The following is a 24,976-nucleotide window of genomic DNA, read 5'->3' on the forward strand; positions in this document are numbered from 1 at the left end:
TTGAACAAAGTGAAAGCCAGCGTCTTTAGGCGCTGGCTGGTAATTTGGGCTTATAGCCCTGGGACAAACCACCCGTTTGACGGGTGGTCATGATTAGAAAATGCCGATAAGGATCTGCATCCCAAGACTAGTGAGGATGATGGCTATCCAGCAGATGGCTCCGAGAAGAATGGATTTTCCACTGGATTTGACCATAGCGACCAGATTGGTTTTGAGACCGATAGCACTCATGGCCATGACAATAAGGAATTTAGAGAGTTGTTTGAGAGGGGTAAAGAAACTACTGGACACACCTAGAGAGGTGAGTAGTGTAGTGAGGAGAGAGGCAAGGATAAAGTAAAGGATAAAAAGTGGGAAGACTTTTTTCAGTTGTAGGCTTTGCTTGTTTTCTTGTTGGCGACTTTGCCAGTAGGATAGAAAGAGAGTGATGGGGATAATAGCAAGGGTTCGCGTAAGTTTGACAATGGTTGCGGATTCGAGGGTATTACTTTGGTAGAGGCTGTCCCAGGCGCTAGCTGTGGCGGTTACAGAGGAAGTATCATTGACCGCAGTTCCTGCAAAGAGAGCGAAGCCGTCATTGGATAGATGAAGCCAGGTGCCTAGAGTTGGAAAGATGAGCGCAGCCAAGACATTGAAGAAAAAGATAACAGAGATGGCTTGGGCTACTTCCTTTTCCTTGGCGTGAATAACGGGCGCTGTTGCCGCAATGGCAGAGCCCCCACAGATAGAAGAACCTACTCCAATCAAGGTAGCCAGTTTTGTGTCCAATGCAAAGAAGCGCTGGAAAAGGTAGGCAACAATCAAGGCTATTGAAATGGTGGACAGGATAACAGGGAGCGAAGATTGACCAACTGCGAAGACTTGCGAGATATTGAGACCAAAACCAAGCAAGATAACGGCATACTGGAGCAATTTTTTAGAACTAAAGGTCAATCCAGCATCCAGTTGTTTATAGGGCGAGAGAAAGGGATGGAGAAGCATGCCTATGAAAATCGCAAAAACGGGCGCGCCAATGACAGGGAAGAATCCTCCTAAGTACCAAGATACGATTGAAATGAGAAGGCAGGCCAATATACCTGCTCCATTTTTTGATAGAAATGACATAAAAACCTCCAAATAGAATCTGTTACCATTATAGACCTGTAAAGAAGAAAAGTAAAATAGAAAGTGGAGCTAACAATTATTTGACAAGTAGTGCTAATTATGTAATAATAATCCTACAAGAACTGTAACGAAGTCTTGGCAAAAACAAAAATACCAGAGCTCCACCTCTGGTATTTCTTTTTGTCCAGTTACATTAAAACTAAACTCAGGTTATATTTTTTTGTCGCGCTTATCTAACCACTTTCTGACTATCCACTCAGAAATGACATTACCGGTAATAGTAATCAGTAATGGTGCTAGAATAACTGTAACGAAGATTAGCAAAAACTCACCTCCAAACTAAGTTCGTTAGTGGAGTTGCGACAAATTCATTTTAACATACTTCAATTTGTTATGCTAGCGTTATTCTATCATGTATTTTTGCGGTTGGGGGGCTTTTGTAGTATAATAGAGATACGTTTTGAGAGTAGGAGGTATCTATGGACTTAACTAAGCGCTTTAATAAACAATTAGATAAGATTCAAGTTTCGTTGATTCGCCAGTTTGACCAGGCTATTTCGGAGATTCCTGGGGTCTTGCGTTTGACCTTGGGAGAACCTGATTTTACAACGCCAGATCACGTCAAGGAGGCGGCTAAGCGGGCCATCGACCAGAACCAATCCTACTACACAGGGATGAGTGGTCTGTTAACATTACGTCAGGCAGCTAGTGATTTTGTTAAAGAAAAATACCAGCTAGATTACAATCCTGAAAATGAAATTTTGGTTACAATTGGGGCGACAGAGGCTTTATCTGCCACTTTGACAGCTATTTTGGAAGAGGGAGATAAGGTGCTCTTGCCAGCTCCTGCCTATCCAGGTTATGAGCCAATTGTCAATCTAGTTGGGGCAGAGGTTGTCGAGATTGATACGACTGAAAATGGTTTTGTCTTGACTCCTGAAATGTTGGAAAAGGCCATTTTGGAGCAAGGCGACAAGCTCAAGGCGGTCATTCTCAACTATCCGGCTAATCCGACAGGAATTACCTATAGTCGGGAGCAGTTGGAAGCCTTGGCAGACGTTTTACGCAAGTATGAGATTTTTGTTGTCTGTGATGAGGTTTACTCAGAATTAACCTATACAGGCGAAGCCCATGTATCTCTGGGAACTATGCTGAGAGACCAGGCTATTATTATCAATGGCTTGTCTAAATCGCATGCTATGACAGGTTGGCGTTTAGGCTTTATCTTTGCTCCTGCAGCCTTTACAGCCCAGTTAATCAAGAGTCACCAGTACTTGGTAACTGCCGCAAACACTATGGCGCAACATGCTGCGGTAGAGGCTTTGACGGCGGGTAAAAACGATGCAGAGCCTATGAAGAAGGAATACATTCAGCGTCGAGATTATATCATCGAAAAGATGACTGCTCTTGGTTTTGAGATTATCAAACCAGATGGGGCCTTCTATATATTTGCTAAGATTCCAGCAGGTTACAATCAAGACTCCTTTGCTTTTCTGAAGGATTTTGCCTATAAGAAGGCTGTTGCCTTTATCCCTGGTGCAGCTTTTGGACGTTACGGAGAAGGCTATGTTCGCCTCTCTTATGCAGCCAGCATGGAAACAATCAGAGAGGCCGTGAAACGACTTGAGGAGTACATGAGAGAAGTATGATCCAGTCTATCACGAGTCAAGGTCTCGTACTCTACAATCGTAACTTTCGGGAGGATGATAAGCTAGTCAAAATCTTCACCGAGCAGGCTGGCAAGCGCATGTTTTTCGTCAAACACGCTGGTCAATCTAAACTAGCTCCGGTTATTCAGCCCTTGGTGTTGGCAATATTTCTCTTGCGAATCAATGATGACGGCCTTAGCTACATCGAGGACTACCATGAGGTGATGACCTTTCCCAAGATTAATAGTGATCTCTTTGTCATGGCCTATGCGACTTATGTTGCGGCTCTGGCTGATGCTAGTTTGCAGGATAATCAGCAGGATGCTTCCTTGTTTGCTTTCTTGAGGAAGACTCTGGAGTTGATGGAAGCAGGGATAGATTATCAGGTCTTAACCAATATTTTTGAAATTCAAATCTTGACTCGATTTGGAATCAGCCTTAATTTTAATGAGTGTGTCTTTTGCCATCGGGTGGGTGAGGCCTTTGACTTTTCTTTTAAATATGGAGCCTGCCTTTGCCCAGAGCATTATCATGAAGATGAGAGACGTTGTCATCTCAATCCCAATATCCCTTACCTGCTCAATCAATTTCAAGCCATTGATTTTGAAACCTTGGAGATGATTTCGCTTAAGGCCGAAATCAAGCAAGAGCTACGCAAGTTTATGGATCAACTCTACGAAGAGTATGTTGGGATTCACCTTAAATCAAAGAAATTTATTGATTCCCTGGCAGACTGGGGACAATTACTAAAAGAGGAAGACAAATGAAAAAAATCGCAGTAGATGCTATGGGGGGCGATTACGCACCTCAAGCCATCGTTGAGGGTGTCAACCAAGCCCTGGCTGACTTTTCAGATATTGAGATTCAACTCTATGGAGATGAAAGCAAGATCAAGCAATATCTAACGGCTACAGAGCGCGTCAGCATTATCCATACGGATGAAAAGATTGATTCAGACGATGAACCTACGAGAGCTATTCGGAAGAAGAAAAATGCCAGTATGGTATTGGCAGCCAAGGCTGTCAAAGAGGGTGAAGCAGACGCTGTCCTCTCGGCTGGGAATACAGGTGCTTTGTTGGCGGCTGGATTCTTCATCGTGGGTCGTATCAAGAATATCGACCGTCCTGGGCTTATGTCGACCTTGCCGACTGTAGATGGGAAGGGTTTTGACATGCTGGACCTCGGTGCCAATGCGGAGAATACAGCCCAGCACCTCCATCAATACGCTATTCTGGGTTCCTTCTATGCTAAAAATGTTCGTGGCATTGCGCAACCTCGTGTTGGCTTGCTTAACAATGGAACAGAGAGTAGCAAGGGTGACCCGCTTCGTAAGGAAACTTACGAATTACTAGCAGCTGATGAAAGTTTGAACTTTATCGGAAATGTGGAAGCGCGTGATTTGATGAATGGCGTTGCGGATGTTGTTGTGGCAGATGGTTTCACGGGAAACGCTGTGCTCAAATCCATTGAAGGGACAGCCATGGGAATTATGGGCTTGCTCAAGACAGCTATTACAGGTGGTGGTCTTCGAGCGAAATTAGGCGCCCTCCTTCTCAAGGACAGCCTCAGAGGTTTGAAAAAACAGCTTAACTATTCTGATGTTGGTGGAGCGGTCTTGTTTGGTGTCAAGGCACCTGTTATCAAGACTCATGGCTCAAGCGATGCCAAGGCTGTTTATAGTACAATTCGCCAGATTCGTACCATGCTAGAAACAGACGTAGTTGCCCAGACTGCGCGTGAATTTTCAGGAGAATAAAAGAGATGACAGAAAAAGAAATTTTTGACCGTATTGTGACTATTATCCAAGAGCGACAGGGAGAGGACTTTGTCGTGACAGAATCCTTGAGTCTGAAAGACGATTTGGATGCTGACTCCGTTGACTTGATGGAGTTTATCTTGACACTGGAAGATGAATTTAGCATCGAAATCAGTGATGAGGAAATTGACCAACTCCAAAATGTAGGAGATGTTGTAGAAGTCGTCAAAAGTAAAGAATAGTAAGAAGCAAGATAAGAAGAGTTGCATATTGCTAAGAATGTAAATCAACATTCTATTTGACAATTATTTACATTTTAATCTTTTTAAATATATATTTTAGGCATGACATTTGTTCTGCCTATTTTTTATCCCAAAAGTGTAGTTGAGGTGTTTATTTGGAGTTTTACATGTATTTTTTGATAAAACGTGATAGAATGGGTATAGAAATTAGGAAAGTTGAAGAAAAGGAATGAAGAAGGTTTTAAAATATTTTTTAGTATTTGTTTTTCTATTTTTGATGAATATTTTCATCTTTAAGATACTAGCAACTCTGGGATTTCAGCTGACAATGAGTGAAAAGAGTTATATTGTACCACCGCTGTTTTCGATTATCGTTTTGTACATGATTGACAAAAGAATTAGGAAGAAAAAGAAATAAATATATATTTTAGGCATGACGTTTGTTCTGCCTATTTTCTTTATCTAAAAAGTGCATTTGGGAGGTAGATAGGCGCATTTGGGAAGGAAGTCCAGTTTTTGTTTGAGGATTGGGGTAAGATAGTTGTTATCAGATGAGTTTATACTCTTCGAAAATCAAATTCAAACCACGTCAACGTCGCCACCGTATATATGTGACTGACTTCGTCAGTCTTATCTACAACCTCAAAACAGTGTTTTGAGCAACCTGCGGCTAGTTTGCTCTTTGATTTTCATTGAGTATTAGGAAAAGGAGATGAATATGAAATTTGGGAAACGTCACTATCGTCCGCAGGTGGATCAGATGGACTGCGGTGTAGCTTCATTAGCCATGGTTTTTGGCTACTATGGTAGTTATTATTCTTTGGCTCACCTGCGAGAATTGGCTAAGACGACCATGGATGGGACAACGGCTTTGGGCTTGGTCAAGGTGGCAGAGGAAATTGGTTTTGAGACGCGGGCTATTAAGGCAGATATGACGCTCTTTGACTTGCCAGATTTGACTTTTCCTTTTGTTGCCCATGTGCTTAAGGAAGGGAAATTGCTCCACTACTATGTGGTGACTGGGCAGGACAAGGACGGTATTCATATTGCCGATCCAGATCCTGGGGTGAAATTGATCAAACTGCCACGTGAGCGTTTTGCGGAAGAATGGACAGGAGTGACTCTTTTTATGGCACCGAGTCCAGACTACAAGCCTCATAAGGATCAAAAGAATGGTCTGCTCTCTTTTATACCTATATTAGTGAAGCAGCGTGGCTTGATTACCAATATCGTTTTGGCAACACTCTTGGTAACCTTGATTAACATTGTAGGTTCTTATTACCTTCAGTCTATCATTGATACCTATGTGCCAGATCAGATGCGTTCGACGTTGGGGATTATTTCTATTGGGTTGGTTATCGTCTATATTCTCCAGCAGATTTTGTCTTATGCTCAGGAGTATCTCTTACTTGTTTTGGGGCAACGCTTGTCGATTGATGTGATTTTGTCCTATATCAAGCATGTTTTTCACTTGCCCATGTCCTTCTTTGCGACACGCAGGACAGGGGAAATCGTTTCTCGTTTTACAGATGCTAATAGTATCATTGATGCGCTGGCTTCGACCATTCTTTCGATTTTCCTAGATGTGTCGACGGTTGTCATTATTTCCCTTGTTTTATTTTCACAAAATACCAATCTCTTTTTCATGACCTTATTGGCGCTTCCTATCTACACAGTGATTATCTTTGCCTTTATGAAACCTTTTGAAAAGATGAATCGGGATACCATGGAAGCCAATGCGGTTCTGTCTTCTTCTATCATTGAGGACATTAATGGTATTGAGACCATCAAGTCCTTGACCAGTGAAAGTCAGCGTTACCAAAAAATTGACAAGGAATTTGTGGATTATCTGAAAAAATCTTTTACCTATAGTCGGGCAGAGAGTCAGCAAAAGGCTCTGAAAAAAGTTGCCCATCTCTTGCTCAATGTCGGCATTCTCTGGATGGGGGCTGTTCTGGTCATGGATGGCAAGATGAGTTTGGGGCAGTTGATTACCTATAATACCTTGCTGGTTTATTTTACCAATCCTTTGGAAAATATCATCAATCTGCAAACCAAGCTTCAGACAGCGCAGGTTGCCAATAACCGTCTGAATGAGGTTTATCTGGTAGCTTCTGAGTTTGAGGAGAAGAAAACAGTTGAGGATTTGAGCTTGATGAAGGGAGAGCTGACTTTCAAGCAGGTTTCCTATAAGTATGGCTATGGTCGAGACGTCTTGTCGGATATCAATTTGACCATTTCCCAAGGCTCTAAGGTGGCTTTTGTGGGGATTTCAGGGTCAGGTAAGACGACCTTGGCCAAGATGATGGTTAATTTTTATGATCCAAGTCAGGGAGAGATTAGTCTGGGTGGTGTCAATCTCAATCAGATTGATAAAAAGGTCCTGCGTCAGTATATCAACTATCTGCCTCAACAGCCCTATGTCTTTAACGGAACGATTTTGGAGAATCTTCTCCTTGGAGCCAAGGAAGGGACGACTCAAGAGGATATCTTGCGGGCGGTCGAGTTGGCAGAGATTCGGGAGGACATTGAGCGTATGCCCCTGAATTACCAGACAGAATTGACTTCGGATGGGGCAGGGATCTCAGGTGGTCAACGTCAGAGAATTGCTCTGGCGCGTGCTCTCTTGACAGATGCGCCGGTCTTGATTTTGGATGAGGCGACCAGCAGTCTGGATATCTTGACAGAGAAGCGAATTGTCGATAATCTTATGGCTTTAGACAAGACCTTGATTTTCATTGCTCACCGCTTGACCATTGCTGAGCGGACAGAGAAGGTGGTTGTCTTGGATCAGGGCAAGATTGTTGAAGAAGGAAATCATGCTGATTTGCTTGCACAGGGTGGCTTTTATGCCCATTTGGTCAATAGCTAGAAAGAGGAGAGGATGAAACCAGAATTTTTAGAAAGTGCGGAGTTTTATAATCGTCGTTACCATAATTTTTCCAGTCGGGTAATTGTACCCATGTCCCTTCTGCTCGTATTTTTGCTTGGATTTGCAACTTTTGCAGAGAAGGAGATGAGTTTGTCTACTAGAGCTACTGTCGAACCTAGTCGTATTCTTGCCAATATCCAGTCAACTAGCAACAATCGTATTCTTGTCAATCATTTGGAAGAAAATAAGCTGGTTAAGAAGGGGGATCTTCTGGTTCAATATCAGGAAGGGGCAGAAGGTGTTCAAGCGGAGTCTTATGCCAGTCAGTTGGACATGCTCAAGGATCAAAAAAAGCAATTGGAGTATTTGCAAAAAAGCCTGCAAGAAGGGACGGACTACTTTCCAGAGGAGGATAAGTTTGGTTACCAGGCCACCTTTCGCGACTACATCAGTCAAGCAGGCAGTCTTAGGGCTAGTACATCGCAACAAAATGAGACTATCGCGTCCCAGAATGCAGCAGCTAGTCAAACCCAAGCTGAAATCGCCAATCTCATCAGCCAAACAGAGGCTAAAATTCGCGATTACCAGACAGCTAAGTCAGCTATTGAAACAGGTGCTTCCTTGGCCAGTCAGAATCTAGTCTACTCTCTCTACCAGTCCTACAAATCTCAGGGTGAGGAAAATTCCCAAGCTAAGGCTCAGGCTGTTGCGCAGGTTGAAGCGCAGCTTTCTCAGTTAGAATCTAGTCTTGCTACTTACCGCGTCCAGTATGCAAGTTCAGGTACCCAGCAAGCCTACGCGTCAGGCTTAAGCAGTCAATTGGAATCTCTTAAATCACAACACTTGGCTAAGGTTGGTCAGGAATTGACCCTTCTAGAGCAGAAAATCTTAGAGGTGGAGTCAAGCAAGAAGGTACAGGGAAATCTTCTAGACAAGGGGAAAATTATGGCAAGTGAGGATGGGGTGCTTCATCTTAATCCTGAGACCAGTGATTCTACCATGGTAGCAGAAGGTGCCTTACTAGCTCAACTCTATCCGTCCTTGGAAAAAGAAGGGAAAGCCAAACTAACAGCTTATCTTAGTTCAAAGGATGTAGCAAGGATCAAGGTCGGTGATTCTGTTCGCTATACTACGACTCATGATGTCAAGAATCAACTTTTCCTAGATTCTACTATTACAAGTATTGATACGACAGCTACTAAGACTGAAAAAGGGAATTTCTTTAAAATCGAGGCAGAGACTGATCTGACTGCTGATCAGGCTGAAAAACTTAGGTACGGGGTGGAAGGTCGTCTACAGATGATTACGGGCAAGAAAAGTTATCTGCGCTACTATTTGGATCAATTTTTGAACAAAGAATAATGTTCGTGTTTTTAGAGTTAAATGATTTTAAAACTGTGAGAAAGATACTTCTTGCAGTTTTTTCTTTATGATTTCCGAAGAGAATGCGCTATTTATTCGGCTAAATTCTTGTGATTTTGGTTTTTTTGTGGTAAAATGTGCTCAAGTAATACGAAAGGCGAACTTTAAAATGTCAAAACAATTGATCTATTCGGGAAAAGCTAAAGATATCTATACAACAGAGGATGAAAATCTTATTATTTCGACTTATAAGGACCAAGCGACTGCTTTCAATGGTGTTAAGAAGGAGCAGATTGCGGGTAAGGGAGTGTTGAATAATCAGATTTCATCTTTTATTTTCGAGAAATTAAATGCGGCTGGCGTAGCGACTCACTTTGTGGAGAAACTTTCAGACACGGAACAACTTAATAAAAAGGTGGAAATCATTCCTTTGGAAGTTGTGCTTCGCAACTACACTGCTGGTTCCTTTTCAAAACGTTTTGGCGTAGACGAAGGTATCGCATTTGAGACTCCGATTGTCGAATTTTACTACAAAAATGATGATTTGGATGATCCATTCATCAATGACGAGCATGTGAAATTCCTACAGATTGCGGATGACCAGCAGATTGCCTACTTGAAGGAAGAAACTCGTCGTATCAATGAACTCTTGAAAGTCTGGTTTGCTGAGATTGATCTTAAATTGATTGACTTTAAGCTAGAGTTCGGTTTTGACAAGGATGGCAAGATTATCTTGGCAGACGAATTTTCACCAGATAACTGCCGTTTGTGGGATGCGGATGGCAACCATATGGACAAGGATGTTTTCCGTAGGGGTCTCGGCGAATTAACAGATGTTTATGAGATTGTTTGGGAAAAGTTACAGAGGTTGAAATAACAACCTAGAGGTCGTTTGGGAACATTGCAAGAGATGAAATAAAGGAATAAGAATTGATGGATAAACGTATTTTTGTTGAAAAAAAGGCTGATTTTCAGGTCAAGTCAGAGAGTTTGGTAAGAGAGCTCCAACATAACTTGGGACTGTCAAGCTTGAAAAGTATTCGCATTGTGCAAGTTTATGATGTCTTTGATTTGGCAGAGGACCTGTTTGCACCTGCAGAGAAGCACATCTTCTCTGAGCAGGTGACAGACCATGTCTTGGACGAAACTGCTGTGCAGGCGGATCTTGCTAACTATGCTTTCTTTGCCATTGAAAGCCTACCAGGACAGTTTGATCAGCGTGCAGCTTCTTCGCAAGAAGCCTTGCTTTTGCTGGGAAGTTCGAGTGATGTGACGGTCAATACAGCTCAACTTTACTTGGTCAATAAAGATATTGACGCGTCTGAGCTAGAGGCGGTCAAGAACTACTTGCTCAATCCAGTCGATTCTCGTTTCAAGGACATCACGACAGGGATTGCCAAGCAGGAATTTTCTGAGTCAGACAAGACCATTCCTAAATTGACTTTCTTTGAAAGCTACACAGCAGAAGACTTTGCCCGTTACAAGGCCGGGCAAGGGATGGCTATGGAAGTGGATGATTTGCTCTTTATCCAAGACTACTTCAAGTCAGTCGGGCGCGTGCCAACTGAGACAGAGCTCAAGGTTTTGGACACCTACTGGTCTGACCACTGCCGTCACACGACTTTTGAGACTGAGTTGAAGCAGATTGATTTCTCAGCTTCTAAATTCCAAAAACAATTGCAGTCAACCTATGACAAGTATATTGCCATGCGTGATGAGTTGGGGCGTTCTGAAAAACCGCAAACCTTGATGGATATGGCGACTATTTTCGGTCGTTATGAGCGTGCTAATGGACGTTTGGATGACATGGAAGTGTCTGACGAAATCAATGCTTGCTCAGTAGAAATCGAAGTGGACGTTGATGGTGTGAAAGAACCATGGCTCCTCATGTTTAAAAACGAAACCCACAATCACCCAACTGAGATTGAGCCATTTGGTGGGGCGGCTACTTGTATCGGTGGTGCTATTCGTGACCCATTATCAGGTCGTTCTTATGTTTACCAAGCTATGCGTATCTCAGGTGCGGGTGATATTACAGCACCGATTTCGGGAACGCGTGCTGGTAAGCTGCCACAACAGGTTATTTCTAAAACAGCTGCTCACGGTTATTCTTCATATGGTAACCAGATTGGGCTTGCGACAACCTACGTTCGTGAGTACTTCCACCCAGGCTTTGTAGCTAAACGCATGGAGCTTGGTGCTGTTGTCGGAGCGGCTCCTAAGGGCAATGTTGTCCGTGAAAAACCGGAAGCGGGTGATGTTATTATCCTCCTTGGAGGTAAGACTGGACGTGATGGTGTCGGTGGTGCGACAGGTTCTTCTAAGGTTCAAACAGTTGAGTCCGTGGGAACTGCTGGAGCTGAAGTTCAAAAAGGGAATGCCATCGAAGAACGTAAGATTCAGCGCCTCTTCCGTAATGGTGATGTCACTCGTCTCATCAAGAAGTCCAATGACTTTGGGGCAGGCGGTGTCTGTGTGGCTATCGGTGAATTAGCAGATGGTCTTGAAATCGACCTTAACAAGGTTCCTCTTAAATACCAAGGCTTGAATGGTACAGAAATTGCCATCTCTGAATCTCAAGAACGGATGGCGGTTGTGGTTCGTCCTGAAGATGTGGATGCCTTCGTTGTTGAATGTAACAAAGAGAATATTGACGCTGTTGTGGTTGCGACAGTGACGGAAAAACCAAATCTAGTTATGCACTGGAATGGCGAAACGATTGTAGACTTGGAACGCCGTTTCCTTGATACCAATGGTGTGCGCGTGGTTGTCGATGCTAAAGTTGTGGACAAAGATGTCAAGCTTCCAGAAGAACGTCAAACATCTGCTAACACACTTGAAGTTGATACCCTTGCGGTTCTATCTGATTTGAATCATGCGAGTCAAAAAGGATTACAGACTATCTTTGACTGCTCTGTTGGACGCTCTACGGTTAATCACCCACTTGGTGGTCGCTATCAACTTACACCAACTGAGGCTTCTGTGCAGAAGTTGCCAGTTCAACACGGAGTGACTCACACTGCGTCTGTCATAGCTCAAGGATTCAATCCATATATAGCTGAATGGTCTCCATACCACGGTGCTGCCTATGCGGTGATCGAAGCAACTGCTCGATTGGTTGCTGCTGGTGCAAACTGGTCTAAGGCTCGTTTCTCTTACCAAGAGTACTTCGAGCGCATGGACAAACAAGCTGAGCGTTTTGGTCAGCCAGTAGCAGCTCTCCTAGGCTCTATCGAAGCTCAGATTCAACTTGGTTTGCCATCTATTGGTGGGAAGGACTCCATGTCTGGTACTTTTGAAGAATTGACAGTGCCACCAACCTTGGTAGCTTTTGGGGTGACGACGGCAGATAGCCGTAAGGTCCTCTCTCCAGAGTTCAAAACTGATGGTGAAAATATCTACTACATCCCAGGTCAAGCCCTCTCTGCAAAAATTGATTTTGACTTGATTAAGTCTAACTTTGCTCAGTTTGAAGACATCCAAGCTGGCCACAAAGTGACATCTGCATCAGCTGTTAAATATGGTGGTGTTGTTGAAAGTTTGGCACTTGCTACTTTTGGAAATCATATCGGTGCAGAGGTAACCCTGCCTGAACTTGAAACAGCTTTGACAGCTCAATTAGGCGGATTTGTCTTCACATCTCCTGAAGAGATTGCTGGAGTAGAGAAAATTGGACAAACAAGTGCCAACTTTACACTCCTTGTCAACGGTGTGAAGCTAGATGGACAGAAACTTGACAGTGCCTTCCAAGGAAAACTGGAAGAGGTTTACCCAACTGAATTTGCCCAATCTAAAGAACTAGCAGAAGTTCCAGCTGTCGCTACTAACACAGTCATCCAAGCTAAAGAAAAAGTTGAAAAACCGGTAGTCTATATCCCAGTCTTCCCAGGAACTAACTCAGAATATGACTCAGCCAAGGCCTTCGAAAAAGAAGGTGCAGAGGTCAACTTGGTGCCATTTGTGACCTTGAATGAAGAAGCCATTGTCAATTCAGTTGAAACTATGGTTGACAACATCGGCAAGGCTAACATTCTCTTCTTTGCAGGTGGTTTCTCAGCTGCGGACGAGCCAGATGGTTCAGCTAAGTTTATTGTCAATATCCTGCTCAATGAAAAAGTGCGTGCGGCTATTGATAGCTTTATCGCCCGTGGTGGCTTGATTATCGGTATCTGTAATGGATTCCAAGCCCTCGTCAAATCAGGTCTTCTTCCATACGGAAACTTTGAAGATGCAAGCAGTACGAGCCCAACCCTCTTCTACAATGATGCCAACCAACACGTGGCCAAGATGGTGGAAACTCGGATTGCCAATATCAACTCGCCATGGTTGGCTGGGGTGCAAGTGGGCGATATCCACGCCATTCCTGTTTCACACGGTGAAGGGAAATTTGTCGTGACGGCTGAGGAATTTGCAGAACTCCGTGACAATGGACAAATTTTCAGCCAATACGTTGACTTCGAAGGCAAACCTAGCATGGACTCTAAGTACAATCCGAATGGTTCTGTCCATGCCATTGAAGGAATTACCAGCAAGAACGGCCAAATCATCGGTAAGATGGGCCACTCAGAACGTTATGAGGAAGGTCTTTTCCAAAATATCCCAGGAAATAAAGACCAGCACCTGTTTGCGTCGGCGGTTAAATACTTTACTGGAAAATAAGACTTGCAGATGTTTTAATAGATAGTATCAGTAATGTAAAAGTCATGTAGATTTAGCTCATGATGATTGCAAATGAAAATTAGGTATAAAAAATGACATACGAAGTAAAATCTCTTAATGAAGAATGTGGTGTTTTCGGTATCTGGGGACATCCAGATGCTGCTAAATTGACCTATTTTGGTCTCCATAGTCTTCAGCACCGTGGTCAAGAGGGGGCAGGAATCCTCTCCAATGACCAAGGGAAACTAAAGCGTCATCGCGATATGGGTCTTCTATCAGAAGTCTTCAGAAATCCTGCTAACTTAGATAAATTGACAGGAACTGGTGCGATTGGGCATGTTCGTTATGCGACTGCTGGCGAAGCTTCTGTAGATAATATCCAGCCCTTCCTTTTCCGTTTTCACGATATGCAGTTTGGCTTGGCTCATAATGGAAATCTGACCAATGCGGCCTCTCTCAAGAAAGAATTGGAAGATAGAGGAGCGATTTTCAGCGCGACTTCGGACTCGGAAATCTTGGCTCATCTCATTCGTCGCAGCCATAATCCGAACTTGATGGGCAAAATCAAGGAAGCGCTCAGCCTTGTCAAAGGTGGTTTTGCCTATATCTTGCTGTTTGAGGACAAGTTGATTGCGGCTCTTGACCCAAATGGTTTCCGTCCCCTTTCTATCGGGAAAATGGCTAATGGAGCGGTGGTTGTTTCCTCTGAAACTTGTGCTTTTGAAGTCATTGGTGCAGAGTGGATTCGTGATTTGAAGCCAGGTGAGATTGTGATCTTTGATGACAAGGGCATCCAGTATGATAGCTATACAGATGATACTCAGTTAGCAATCTGTTCCATGGAGTATATCTACTTTGCTCGCCCTGATTCTAATATCCATGGTGTCAATGTCCATACGGCTCGCAAACGTATGGGTGCCCAATTGGCGCGTGAATTCAAACATGAGGCGGATATCGTGGTCGGTGTGCCCAATTCTTCCCTCAGTGCGGCTATGGGATTTGCGGAAGAATCCGGGCTACCAAACGAAATGGGTCTTATTAAGAATCAATATACACAACGCACCTTTATCCAACCGACTCAAGAATTACGGGAGCAAGGGGTGCGGATGAAACTATCTGCTGTTTCTGGTGTTGTAAAAGGCAAGCGTGTGGTTATGATTGATGACTCTATTGTACGTGGAACAACCTCTCGTCGGATCGTTCAGCTCTTGAAAGAAGCTGGTGCGACTGAGGTTCACGTTGCCATTGGTAGTCCAGCGCTAGCTTATCCATGCTTCTATGGAATTGATATCCAGACCCGTCAGGAGCTAATTGCGGCCAATCATACGGTTGAAGAAACGCGCCAAATCATTGGTGCGGACAGTCTGACCTACCTTTCCGTTGAGGGGTTGATTGATTCAATTGGTATTGAAACGGATGCGCCAAATGGTGGTCTCTGTGTCGCTTATTTTGATGGTGATTACCCAACGCCTCTCTATGACTACGAAGAAGACTATCGTAGAAGTTTGGAAGAAAAGACCAGTTTTTACAAATAGACAATAGATCCTCCATTAAAGAAAAGGAATATAAAAATGACAAATAAGAATGCTTATACTTCACGTCTCACTATTGACTAAAAGCTAAAGCATTTGTCAGTAGACGCTTTGTCTTATAGGATCAAAGCTAGAGCCCTGACTAGTATTTTTAGATAAAATAATTGTTTATCTAAAAATACGTCGCAGTCTTTCCCAAAAAAAGAAAAGGAAAAATAAAATGGCAAATAAAAATGCGTACGCTCAATCTGGTGTGGATGTTGAAGCGGGTTATGAAGTTGTTGAACGGATTAAAAAGCACGTGGCTCGTACGGAGCGTGCAGGTGTCATGGGAGCTCTTGGTGGTTTCGGTGGCATGTTTGACCTTTCAAAGACTGGGGTCAAAGAGCCCGTCTTGATTTCAGGGACTGATGGTGTCGGAACCAAGCTCATGCTGGCTATCAAGTACGACAAGCACGATACCATCGGTCAGGACTGTGTTGCCATGTGTGTCAATGACATTATCGCTGCGGGTGCAGAGCCCCTCTATTTTCTCGACTATGTGGCGACAGGCAAGAATGAACCAGCTAAACTAGAACAAGTAGTTGCTGGTGTGGCTGAAGGTTGTGTGCAAGCTGGTGCTGCCCTCATTGGTGGGGAAACGGCTGAAATGCCTGGCATGTACGGCGAAGATGACTATGACTTGGCTGGTTTTGCAGTCGGTGTGGCTGAAAAATCTCAAATCATTGACGGTTCAAAAGTGGCAGAGGGAGATGTTCTTCTCGGACTTGCTTCAAGTGGGATTCATTCCAATGGTTACTCTCTCGTCCGTCGTGTCTTTGCGGATTACACAGGTGAGGAAGTCCTGCCAGAATTGGAAGGCAAGAAACTCAAGGAAGTTCTTCTTGAGCCTACTCGTATCTATGTCAAGGCTGTCTTACCACTCATCAAGGAAGGATTGGTCAACGGCATTGCCCACATCACAGGTGGTGGCTTTATTGAGAATGTCCCTCGTATGTTTGCAGCTGACTTGGCTGCTGAGATTGAAGAAGACAAGGTTCCAGTGCTTCCAATTTTCAAAGCCCTTGAAAAATACGGTCAGATCAAACACGAAGAAATGTTTGAAATCTTCAATATGGGTGTGGGACTTATGCTAGCAGTTAGCCCTGAAAATGTAGGTAGTGTCAAAGAATTGCTGGATGAACCAGTCTATGAAATTGGTCGCATCGTCAAGAAAGAAAACGAAAGTGTCATCATCAAATGAAAAAAATAGCGGTTTTTGCCTCAGGCAATGGCTCGAATTTTCAGGTGATTGCCGAAGAATTTCCGGTGGAGTTTGTCTTTTCAGACCATCGTGACGCCTATGTGCTCGAGCGTGCAGACAAGCTTGGTATTCTGTCCTATGCTTTTGAACTCAAGGAGTTTGAGAGCAAGGCAGACTACGAAGCAGCCCTTGTCGAACTCTTGGAAGAACATCAGATTGACTTGATTTGCCTCGCTGGCTACATGAAAATCGTTGGGCCCACCTTGCTGGCAGCTTATGAAGGTCGAATCATCAATATTCATCCAGCCTACCTGCCAGAATTTCCAGGAGCTCATGGGATTGAGGACGCTTGGAATGCTGGTGTTGTAGAGAGCGGCGTGACCATTCACTGGGTGGATTCCGGAGTGGATACAGGAAAAATCATCAAACAAGTGCGTGTACCACGGCTGGCTGATGATATCATCGAAAGCTTTGAAGCTAGGATTCATGAGGCAGAGTACAAGTTGTATCCGGAAGTAGTGAAGGTTCTATTTACAGATTGACTTTTTGATGATTCATATGATATCTTTGATTTTAAATTGGAGTCAGTGTTTGTTGAAGATGGCTTCAAACGGAGGTATTTGTAATGTTAGAATCTAAAAAAACAACTCGATATGTATTTTATGTCTATCTGATGTTATTAACTTGGGGAATCTTATTTAAGTTTGAAACAAGTCCTGAATTTATAGCATTTTTCTTAGCTCCAAGGTATATCAATTGGATTCCATTTTCAGAACCACTATCAGAACCACTAATAGTAGATGGAAAAATTGTTTTTGCTGAAATGTTATTTAATCTGATTTCCTTTATTCCATTAGGTGTTTGTTTCCCTTTGATAAAAACTAATTTATCTAGTTTAAAAATAGTCGGGACAGGTTTTTTGATTAGTTTATTGTTTGAGTGCTTACAGTATATTTTAGCAATAGGTATAACAGATATCACGGATTTGACTTTAAATACGCTAGGTGTTTATGTAGGCTTACTGATTTATCAAATTTTTATAAGAGTGTTCAAATCACAGATTAGAAAATGGGTCAATATCTTAGGTATGCTTAGCCTTGGTTTTGCTTATCTTGTTTTACTGTTACTGCATTTAATTGGTGTTTAACTAATGATTAAAAAGGAGAATATAATGACTAAACGCGCCTTAATCAGCGTCTCAGACAAAGCGGGCATTGTTGAATTTGCCCAAGAACTTAAAAAACTTGGTTGGGAGATTATCTCGACAGGTGGGACCAAGGTTGCCCTTGATAATGCTGGGGTGGACACCATTGCGATTGATGATGTGACTGGTTTTCCAGAGATGATGGACGGTCGTGTCAAGACCCTTCATCCAAATATCCACGGGGGTCTTCTCGCTCGTCGTGATTTGGATAGTCACCTGGAAGCGGCTAAAGACAATCAAATCGAGCTCATTGATCTTGTTGTGGTAAACCTTTACCCATTTAAGGAAACCATCCTCAAACCAGATGTGACTTATGCTGATGCGGTGGAGAATATCGATATCGGCGGGCCATCTATGCTTCGTTCAGCAGCGAAAAATCATGCCAGCGTAACAGTTGTGGTAGATCCAGCTGACTACGCAGTGGTTTTGGACGAGTTGTCAGCCAACGGTGAAACGACTTACGAAACGCGTCAACGTTTGGCAGCCAAGGTTTTCCGTCACACAGCGGCTTATGACGCCTTGATTGCAGAGTATTTCACAGCTCAAGTCGGAGAAAGCAAACCTGAAAAGCTCACTTTGACCTATGACCTCAAACAAGCTATGCGTTACGGTGAGAACCCACAACAAGACGCGGATTTCTACCAAAAAGCTTTGCCGACTGATTACTCCATTGCTTCAGCCAAACAGCTCAATGGGAAGGAATTGTCATTCAATAATATCCGTGACGCTGATGCGGCCATTCGTATCATCCGTGATTTTAAAGACCGTCCAACCGTTGTGGCTCTCAAACACATGAACCCATGTGGAATCGGTCAGGCTGATGACATCGAGACTGCTTGGGACTACGCTTATGAGTCTGACCCAGTGTCTATCTTTGGTGGTATCGTTGTTCTTAACCGTGAGGTGGATGTTGCGACAGCTGAGAAGATGCACGGCGTTTTCCTTGAAATCATCATCGCACCAAGCTATACGGATGAAGCGCTAGCCATTTTGACCAACAAAAAGAAAAACTTGCGTATCCTTGCCTTGCCATTTGATGCTCAAGAGGCCAGTGAAGTGGAAGCAGAATACACAGGTGTAGTTGGTGGACTTCTGGTGCAAAACCAAGACGTGGTCAAAGAAAGTCCAGCTGACTGGCAAGTGGTGACCAAACGCCAACCAACTGAGACAGAAGAGACAGCTCTTGAGTTCGCTTGGAAGGCAATTAAATACGTCAAATCAAACGGTATCATTGTAACTAACGATCATATGACACTTGGTGTTGGTCCAGGTCAAACCAACCGTGTAGCTTCTGTTCGTATCGCCATTGATCAAGCCAAAGACCGTCTGGACGGTGCCGTCCTTGCTTCGGATGCCTTCTTCCCATTTGCGGATAACGTGGAAGAAATCGCCAAAGCAGGGATCAAGGCCATCATCCAGCCGGGTGGATCCGTCCGTGATCAGGAATCCATCGAAGCTGCTGATAAATACGGCTTGACCATGGTCTTCACAGGCGTGAGACATTTTAGACATTAAGAACGTAAAGGAAAGGAAACAGTTTCTTTCCTTTTTTTGATTAAAAGACAGAACGAAACAAGATTAAAACGAACGTTTGTGATATAATATTAGTAAATAATTCGCAAAAGAGGTTGAGAGATGAAGCTGTTAGTTGTCGGTTCTGGTGGTCGTGAACATGCGATTGCTAAGAAGTTGCTTGAGTCAAAAGAGGTAGAAAAGGTTTTTGTAGCTCCTGGAAATGACGGAATGACTCTGGATGGTTTGGAGTTGGTAAATATCTCCATTTCCGAACATTCTAAATTGATTGAGTTTGCAAAAACCAACGATATTGCTTGGACCTTTATTGGTCCAGATGATGCCCTTGCGACTGGTATCGTGGATGATTTTAACCAAGCTGGTCTCAAAGCCTTTGGTCCGACAAGATTGGCGGCAGAGCTGGAGTGGTCCAAGGATTTTGCCAAGGAAATTATGGTCAAATACGGCGTTCCGACAGCAGCCTATGGCACGTTCTCAGATTTCGAGGAAGCCAAGGCCTATATCGAAAAGCAGGGTGTGCCTATCGTAGTCAAGGCGGATGGCTTGGCGCTTGGGAAAGGTGTCGTTGTTGCGGAGACGGTTGAGCAAGCAGTCGAAGCCGCTCATGAGATGCTTTTGGACAATAAATTTGGGGACTCAGGTGCGCGTGTGGTTATTGAGGAATTCCTCGACGGAGAGGAATTTTCACTTTTTGCCTTTGTCAATGGTGATAAGTTCTACATCATGCCAACGGCTCAGGACCACAAACGTGCCTACGATGGCGACAAAGGGCCTAACACGGGTGGTATGGGTGCCTATGCGCCAGTTCCACACTTGCCACAGAGCGCGATTGACACAGCAGTGGAGACTATTGTCAAGCCAGTCCTAGAGGGCATGATCCAAGAAGGGCGTCCATATCTGGGAGTTCTTTACGCAGGGCTTATCTTGACAGCTGATGGACCTAAGGTTATCGAGTTTAATGCTCGCTTTGGAGATCCTGAAACTCAGATTATTCTACCTCGATTAACCTCTGATTTTGCCCAAAATATTACGGATATCCTCGATGGCAAGGAGCCAAACATCACCTGGACGGACAAGGGTGTGACTCTGGGTGTGGTTGTCGCATCTAACGGTTATCCGCTAGACTATGAAAAAGGTGTCGAGTTACCAGCCAAGACAGAAGGTGACATTATCACCTATTATGCAGGGGCTAAGTTTGCGGAAAATAGCAGAGCGCTGCTATCAAACGGTGGACGTGTCTATATGCTGGTTACCACAGCAGCCACCGTCAAAGAAGCCCAATACACCATCTACCAAGAACTCGACAAACAAAACACAGAAGGCCTCTTCTACAGAACAGATATCGGAAGCAAGGCTATAAAAGATTAACAGTTACTAAATTTGTCATGGCGAGCGAAAGCGAACCAAAGTAAGATAATGGTCGCCGTGGTGAAAAGACCAGAACAGTATCTGTTCTGGTCTAGGGAAACTTTGAGACCCTAGGCTCAAAGTTTAGGAATGAAACCGAAGGTTTGCTTCCGTCCCCACCACCTAAGACCATTATCAAAAAAGAAGAAAAAAGGAAAAATTATGACTAAACCAATTATTTCCATCATCACGGGCTCAAAATCAGACTGGGCAACCATGCAAAAAACCGCTGAAGTCCTAGACCGCTTCGGTGTAGCCTACGAGAAGAAGGTTGTCTCTGCCCACCGTACACCTGACCTTATGTTCAAACATGCGGAGGAAGCCCGTAGCCGTGGCATCAAGGTTATCATCGCAGGTGCTGGGGGCGCAGCTCACTTGCCAGGAATGGTAGCTTCCAAAACAACCCTTCCAGTCATCGGCGTGCCAGTCAAATCTCGTGCCCTTAGTGGCGTGGATTCACTCTATTCCATCGTTCAGATGCCAGGTGGAGTACCAGTTGCAACTATGGCTATTGGTGAAGCAGGTGCGACAAATGCGGCTCTCTTTGCCCTCCGTCTCCTTTCAGTAGAGGATCAGTCTATCGCGACAGCACTGGCAGATTTCGCAGAAGAGCAAGGAAAAATCGCAGAGGAGTCTACAAATGAGCTCATCTAAAACAATCGGAATTATCGGTGGTGGTCAACTGGGTCAGATGATGGCCATTTCTGCTATCTACATGGGCCACAAGGTTATTGCGCTGGATCCTGCGGCGGATTGCCCGGCCTCTCGCGTGGCGGAGATCATCGTGGCTCCTTATAACGATGTGGATGCGCTTCGCCAGTTGGCTGAGCGTTGCGATGTTCTGACCTATGAGTTTGAGAATGTCGATGCCGATGGTTTGGATGCTGTCATCAAGGATGGTCAACTTCCTCAAGGAATCGACCTGCTTCGCATCTCCCAAAATCGCATCTTTGAAAAGGACTTTCTCTCAAACAAGGCCCAAGTCACTGTAGCACCCTATAAGGTTGTGACTTCTAGCCAAGACTTGGCCGAGATTGACCTGTCTAAAAACTATGTCCTCAAGACTGCGACTGGTGGCTACGATGGGCATGGACAAAAGGTTATTCGCTCAGAAGCAGATTTGGCAGAAGCCTATGCGCTAGCTGACTCAGCAGATTGCGTTTTGGAAGAATTTGTCAACTTTGACCTTGAGATTTCTGTCATCGTGTCAGGCAATGGCAAGGACGTGACAGTTTTCCCAGTTCAGGAAAATATCCACCGCAACAATATCCTGTCTAAAACTATTGTACCAGCTCGCATTTCAACAAGTCTAGCTGACAAGGCTAAAGCTATGGCAGTGCGAATCGCTGAACAGCTCAACCTGTCTGGAACCCTTTGTGTGGAAATGTTTGCGACAGCTGATGATATCATTGTCAACGAGATTGCCCCACGACCACACAACTCTGGGCACTACTCTATTGAAGCTTGCGACTTCTCCCAGTTTGATGCCCATATTCTGGGTGTTCTGGGGGCACCATTGCCAGCTATCAAACTGCATGCTCCAGCCGTCATGCTCAATGTCCTCGGCCAGCATGTCGAAGCTGCTGAAAAATATGTCACAGAAAATCCAAGCGCCCACCTCCACATGTATGGTAAAATAGAAGCGAAGCACAACCGCAAGATGGGACATGTGACTGTGTTTAGTGATGTACCAGATAGTGTGGATGAGTTTGGGAAAGGGATAGATTTTTAGGACAAGACTATGATACAAATTATCGTTAACGCTTTTGTTGAAAAGGATAAGACTGGAGCAGTCGTGGAAGTCTTGTATGCTAGTGCTGACCAAGATAAGGTACAAGCTAAATATAAAGAACTAACTGCACAATACCCTGAAAACTATTTAGCTATCTATGATTTACCGCTGGATACGGATTTGAATACACTAAATCATTATCCATCTGTGTTTATTGGAAAAGAGGAGTTTGAGTAGAAATCTTGGTTTACCTAAATAGCTTATTCCCAACAGCTTTAGAAGAAAGGAAAAATTAACAACATGATCGACCGTTACTCTCGCCCTGAGATGGCGAATATTTGGAGTGAAGAAAATAAATACCGTGCTTGGCTTGAGGTGGAAATCTTGGCTGACGAGGCATGGGCTGAGTTGGGGGAAATCCCTAAGGAAGATGTAGCTTTGATTCGTGAAAAGGCGGACTTTGACATCGACCGTATTTTGGAGATTGAGCAGGAGACTCGCCACGATGTGGTGGCTTTCACGCGTGCGGTTTCTGAGACTCTTGGTGAAGAGCGCAAGTGGGTTCACTATGGATTGACTTCTACCGACGTGGTGGATACGGCCTATGGTTACCTTTACAAACAAGCCAACGACATCATCCGCAAGGATCTTGAAAACTTCACCAACATCATCGCTGACAAAGCGAAAGAACACAAGTTCACTATCATGATGGGGCGTACCCACGGTGTGCACGCTGAGCCAACAACTTTTGGTCTTAAATTGGCGACTTGGTACAGTGAAATGAAGCGCAATATTGAGCGTTTCGAGCATGCGGCTGCTGGTGTGGAAGCTGGTAAGATTTCTGGTGCGGTTGGGAACTTTGCCAACATCCCACCATTCGTAGAGCAATACGTCTGCGACAAATTGGGTATCCGTGCTCAAGAAATCTCAACACAGGTCCTTCCTCGTGATCTTCATGCTGAGTACTTTGCAGTTCTTGCCAGCATCGCGACTTCAATCGAGCGTATGGCAACGGAGATTCGTGGTTTGCAAAAATCAGAACAACGCGAAGTAGAAGAATTCTTTGCCAAAGGGCAAAAAGGGTCTTCAGCAATGCCTCACAAACGCAATCCTATCGGTTCTGAAAACATGACAGGTCTGGCGCGTGTTATTCGTGGTCACATGGTGACAGCCTATGAGAACGTGGCTCTCTGGCACGAACGTGACATCTCTCACTCATCAGCTGAGCGTATCATCACACCAGATACGACCATTTTGATTGACTACATGCTCAATCGTTTTGGAAATATCGTCAAGAACTTGACCGTCTTCCCAGAAAACATGCTCCGCAACATGCATTCTACGTTTGGTCTTATCTTTAGCCAACGTGCTATGTTGACCTTGATTGAAAAAGGGATGACCCGTGAGCAAGCTTATGATTTGGTGCAACCAAAAACAGCCTACTCTTGGGATAACCAAGTAGATTTTAAACCGCTTCTTGAGGCAGATCCAGAAGTAACATCACGCCTCACACAAGAAGAAATCGACGAAATCTTTAACCCTCTTTATTACACTAAACGAGTGGATGATATCTTTGAACGTCTTGGATTAGGATAATTAGAAAAAATCGAAGTTCTATTACTCTATTTATAGGAGTAGAAGAACTTCGATTTTTATTTTGTATTCAAGTACTTTTGATAAAAATTACCTATATTTTAGTAAAATTTAAACAAATTTAGTCTATCTTAATTGACATATAGAAAATACATTTTTAATGTCATATAATAAACATAGAAAAAGCCCAAGCAAGGCTTAGGCTTTCTTCTTAGTGATCACGGTCACATGAAATGAATTTGATTTTGTAGTAATCTGCTCGTTTATATGTTTCGCTGTATGCGAGAACTTGACCAGTAGACTCTAGTTTAGTAGTCTTGGTTTGTAAAACGGTTGGGAATTGCTCATCGACCCCGAGGACCGAAGCCGCATGTTCTGGAGTTGGAAATGCTATTTCATTGATTTCTTCAAAATGTTCATCATTCATGTGAATGTGGTAATCCAATTTGAAACGGTTATAGATAGAGCTATAATATTCAAGATTTGGATAATTTGCGTTGATGTATTGTTCTGGAATGTAAGATGTATGGTAGATGTAGACAACACCACCTGTTTCGCGAACGCGTTCAATCTTGTAGTAGAACTGATCTCCGCGTAGTCCAAGTTTTTCTAAGTAGCTTAGTTTATTTCCACGCTCAATAGAAAGGACGGTAACTTTATCATCTTTAGTTTCAAAAACTTCTACATCTGAAAACTCTACGAGTTTGTGTTTGCGTGCGCGTGAAACGAATGTACCCTTTCCTTGTTGACGGACAATATAGCCATCCTTGGCAAGGTCGTTTAAAGCGCGAACAACTGTGATAGAACTAACATCATACATTGCAATCAATTCAGCTTCAGTGTAGAATTTATCGCCACTGGCAAATTGACCAGAAATGATTTTGTTCTTTAACTCATCTTTAATATATTGATACTTTGGAATTGCCATATTTTCACCTCGATTTTCCTTCTCCGTTAAAGATTTTACCATAAAACTGGAAAGAATAGTAGCCTTTTGAATAAAAAAATTAGAATAATAGGCTATAAGGTTAATTTACATAGGAATAAATAGAAAAACCTACATTTTTATGCATGGTACTAAAATGTTG

General features: G+C 43.6%; 21 protein-coding genes. 19 read left to right on the plus strand and 2 right to left on the minus strand.

The window, feature by feature from the left end; all coding sequences use genetic code 11:
- Positions 1 to 93: 93 nt before the first annotated feature.
- Positions 94 to 1,104: a YeiH family protein gene (locus B7699_RS02570; protein WP_084927055.1), complete on the minus strand. Its 1,011-nt coding sequence runs from the start codon at positions 1,102 to 1,104 to the stop codon at positions 94 to 96.
- Positions 1,105 to 1,583: 479 nt separating this feature from the next.
- Between B7699_RS02570 and B7699_RS02575 the strand changes: the two genes are divergently transcribed.
- The 19 genes from B7699_RS02575 (at position 1,584) to purB (ending at position 23,891) form a co-directional block, all read left to right on the plus strand.
- Complete coding sequence (locus B7699_RS02575) at positions 1,584 to 2,753, plus strand: pyridoxal phosphate-dependent aminotransferase (protein ID WP_084927056.1); 1,170 nt, start codon at positions 1,584 to 1,586, stop codon at positions 2,751 to 2,753.
- Positions 2,750 to 3,520 (plus strand): DNA repair protein RecO, encoded by a 771-nt coding sequence (gene recO, locus B7699_RS02580; RefSeq protein WP_084927057.1) that lies wholly within the window; start codon positions 2,750 to 2,752, stop codon positions 3,518 to 3,520. The genes B7699_RS02575 and recO overlap by 4 nt, the downstream gene beginning before the upstream one ends.
- The gene (gene plsX / locus B7699_RS02585) at positions 3,517 to 4,509 is read left to right on the plus strand and encodes a phosphate acyltransferase PlsX (protein ID WP_084927058.1); all 993 of its coding nucleotides are present in this window, start codon (positions 3,517 to 3,519) and stop codon (positions 4,507 to 4,509) included. Before recO ends, plsX begins: the two co-directional genes overlap by 4 nt.
- Positions 4,510 to 4,514: 5 nt before the next feature.
- Positions 4,515 to 4,751 (plus strand): acyl carrier protein, encoded by a 237-nt coding sequence (locus B7699_RS02590; protein WP_084927059.1) that lies wholly within the window; start codon positions 4,515 to 4,517, stop codon positions 4,749 to 4,751.
- A gap of 229 nt (positions 4,752 to 4,980) precedes the next feature.
- A complete protein-coding gene (locus tag B7699_RS09685; RefSeq protein WP_084927060.1) occupies positions 4,981 to 5,169 on the plus strand; it encodes a hypothetical protein in 189 nt (62 codons plus the stop codon).
- Positions 5,170 to 5,469: 300 nt separating this feature from the next.
- Positions 5,470 to 7,623, plus strand: coding sequence for a peptide cleavage/export ABC transporter ComA (gene comA / locus B7699_RS02605; protein ID WP_084927061.1), 2,154 nt, complete (start codon positions 5,470 to 5,472; stop codon positions 7,621 to 7,623).
- Between the two features lie 12 nt (positions 7,624 to 7,635).
- Positions 7,636 to 8,985 (plus strand): competence pheromone export protein ComB, encoded by a 1,350-nt coding sequence (comB, locus tag B7699_RS02610; protein ID WP_084927062.1) that lies wholly within the window; start codon positions 7,636 to 7,638, stop codon positions 8,983 to 8,985.
- Between the two features lie 169 nt (positions 8,986 to 9,154).
- Entirely contained in the window at positions 9,155 to 9,862 is a 708-nt protein-coding gene (gene purC / locus B7699_RS02615; protein WP_192851996.1) for a phosphoribosylaminoimidazolesuccinocarboxamide synthase, read from the plus strand.
- 56 nt (positions 9,863 to 9,918) lie between these two features.
- Positions 9,919 to 13,644 (plus strand): phosphoribosylformylglycinamidine synthase, encoded by a 3,726-nt coding sequence (locus tag B7699_RS02620; RefSeq protein WP_084927063.1) that lies wholly within the window; start codon positions 9,919 to 9,921, stop codon positions 13,642 to 13,644.
- Between the two features lie 92 nt (positions 13,645 to 13,736).
- Positions 13,737 to 15,179, plus strand: coding sequence for an amidophosphoribosyltransferase (gene purF / locus B7699_RS02625; RefSeq protein ID WP_084927064.1), 1,443 nt, complete (start codon positions 13,737 to 13,739; stop codon positions 15,177 to 15,179).
- Between the two features lie 217 nt (positions 15,180 to 15,396).
- Positions 15,397 to 16,419, plus strand: a complete 1,023-nt coding sequence (gene purM / locus B7699_RS02630; protein ID WP_084927065.1) for a phosphoribosylformylglycinamidine cyclo-ligase — start codon at positions 15,397 to 15,399, stop codon at positions 16,417 to 16,419.
- Positions 16,416 to 16,961: a phosphoribosylglycinamide formyltransferase gene (gene purN / locus B7699_RS02635; protein WP_084927066.1), complete on the plus strand. Its 546-nt coding sequence runs from the start codon at positions 16,416 to 16,418 to the stop codon at positions 16,959 to 16,961. Before purM ends, purN begins: the two co-directional genes overlap by 4 nt.
- Positions 16,962 to 17,044: 83 nt before the next feature.
- Positions 17,045 to 17,566, plus strand: a complete 522-nt coding sequence (locus B7699_RS02640) for a VanZ family protein (protein ID WP_084927067.1) — start codon at positions 17,045 to 17,047, stop codon at positions 17,564 to 17,566.
- 24 nt (positions 17,567 to 17,590) lie between these two features.
- Positions 17,591 to 19,138, plus strand: coding sequence for a bifunctional phosphoribosylaminoimidazolecarboxamide formyltransferase/IMP cyclohydrolase (gene purH / locus B7699_RS02645; protein ID WP_084927068.1), 1,548 nt, complete (start codon positions 17,591 to 17,593; stop codon positions 19,136 to 19,138).
- Between the two features lie 120 nt (positions 19,139 to 19,258).
- A complete protein-coding gene (gene purD / locus B7699_RS02650) occupies positions 19,259 to 20,524 on the plus strand; it encodes a phosphoribosylamine--glycine ligase (RefSeq protein WP_084927069.1) in 1,266 nt (421 codons plus the stop codon).
- Positions 20,525 to 20,725: 201 nt separating this feature from the next.
- Positions 20,726 to 21,217, plus strand: coding sequence for a 5-(carboxyamino)imidazole ribonucleotide mutase (purE, locus tag B7699_RS02655; RefSeq protein WP_084927070.1), 492 nt, complete (start codon positions 20,726 to 20,728; stop codon positions 21,215 to 21,217).
- On the plus strand, positions 21,204 to 22,295 hold the full coding sequence (gene purK, locus B7699_RS02660) for a 5-(carboxyamino)imidazole ribonucleotide synthase (protein ID WP_084927071.1): 1,092 nt from the start codon (positions 21,204 to 21,206) through the stop codon (positions 22,293 to 22,295). The genes purE and purK overlap by 14 nt, the downstream gene beginning before the upstream one ends.
- Before the next feature lie 9 nt (positions 22,296 to 22,304).
- On the plus strand, positions 22,305 to 22,532 hold the full coding sequence (locus B7699_RS02665; RefSeq protein ID WP_084927072.1) for a phosphoribosylaminoimidazole carboxylase: 228 nt from the start codon (positions 22,305 to 22,307) through the stop codon (positions 22,530 to 22,532).
- A 63-nt stretch (positions 22,533 to 22,595) separates the two neighbouring features.
- Positions 22,596 to 23,891: an adenylosuccinate lyase gene (gene purB / locus B7699_RS02670; RefSeq protein WP_084927073.1), complete on the plus strand. Its 1,296-nt coding sequence runs from the start codon at positions 22,596 to 22,598 to the stop codon at positions 23,889 to 23,891.
- A gap of 208 nt (positions 23,892 to 24,099) precedes the next feature.
- Here the strand turns inward: purB and B7699_RS02675 are convergent, their stop codons facing one another.
- The gene (locus B7699_RS02675) at positions 24,100 to 24,816 is read right to left on the minus strand and encodes a GntR family transcriptional regulator (protein WP_031237756.1); all 717 of its coding nucleotides are present in this window, start codon (positions 24,814 to 24,816) and stop codon (positions 24,100 to 24,102) included.
- Between the last annotated feature and the right edge of the window lie 160 nt (positions 24,817 to 24,976).

This window comes from Streptococcus mitis (assembly GCF_002096835.1).
Lineage (GTDB): Bacteria > Bacillota > Bacilli > Lactobacillales > Streptococcaceae > Streptococcus > Streptococcus mitis_W.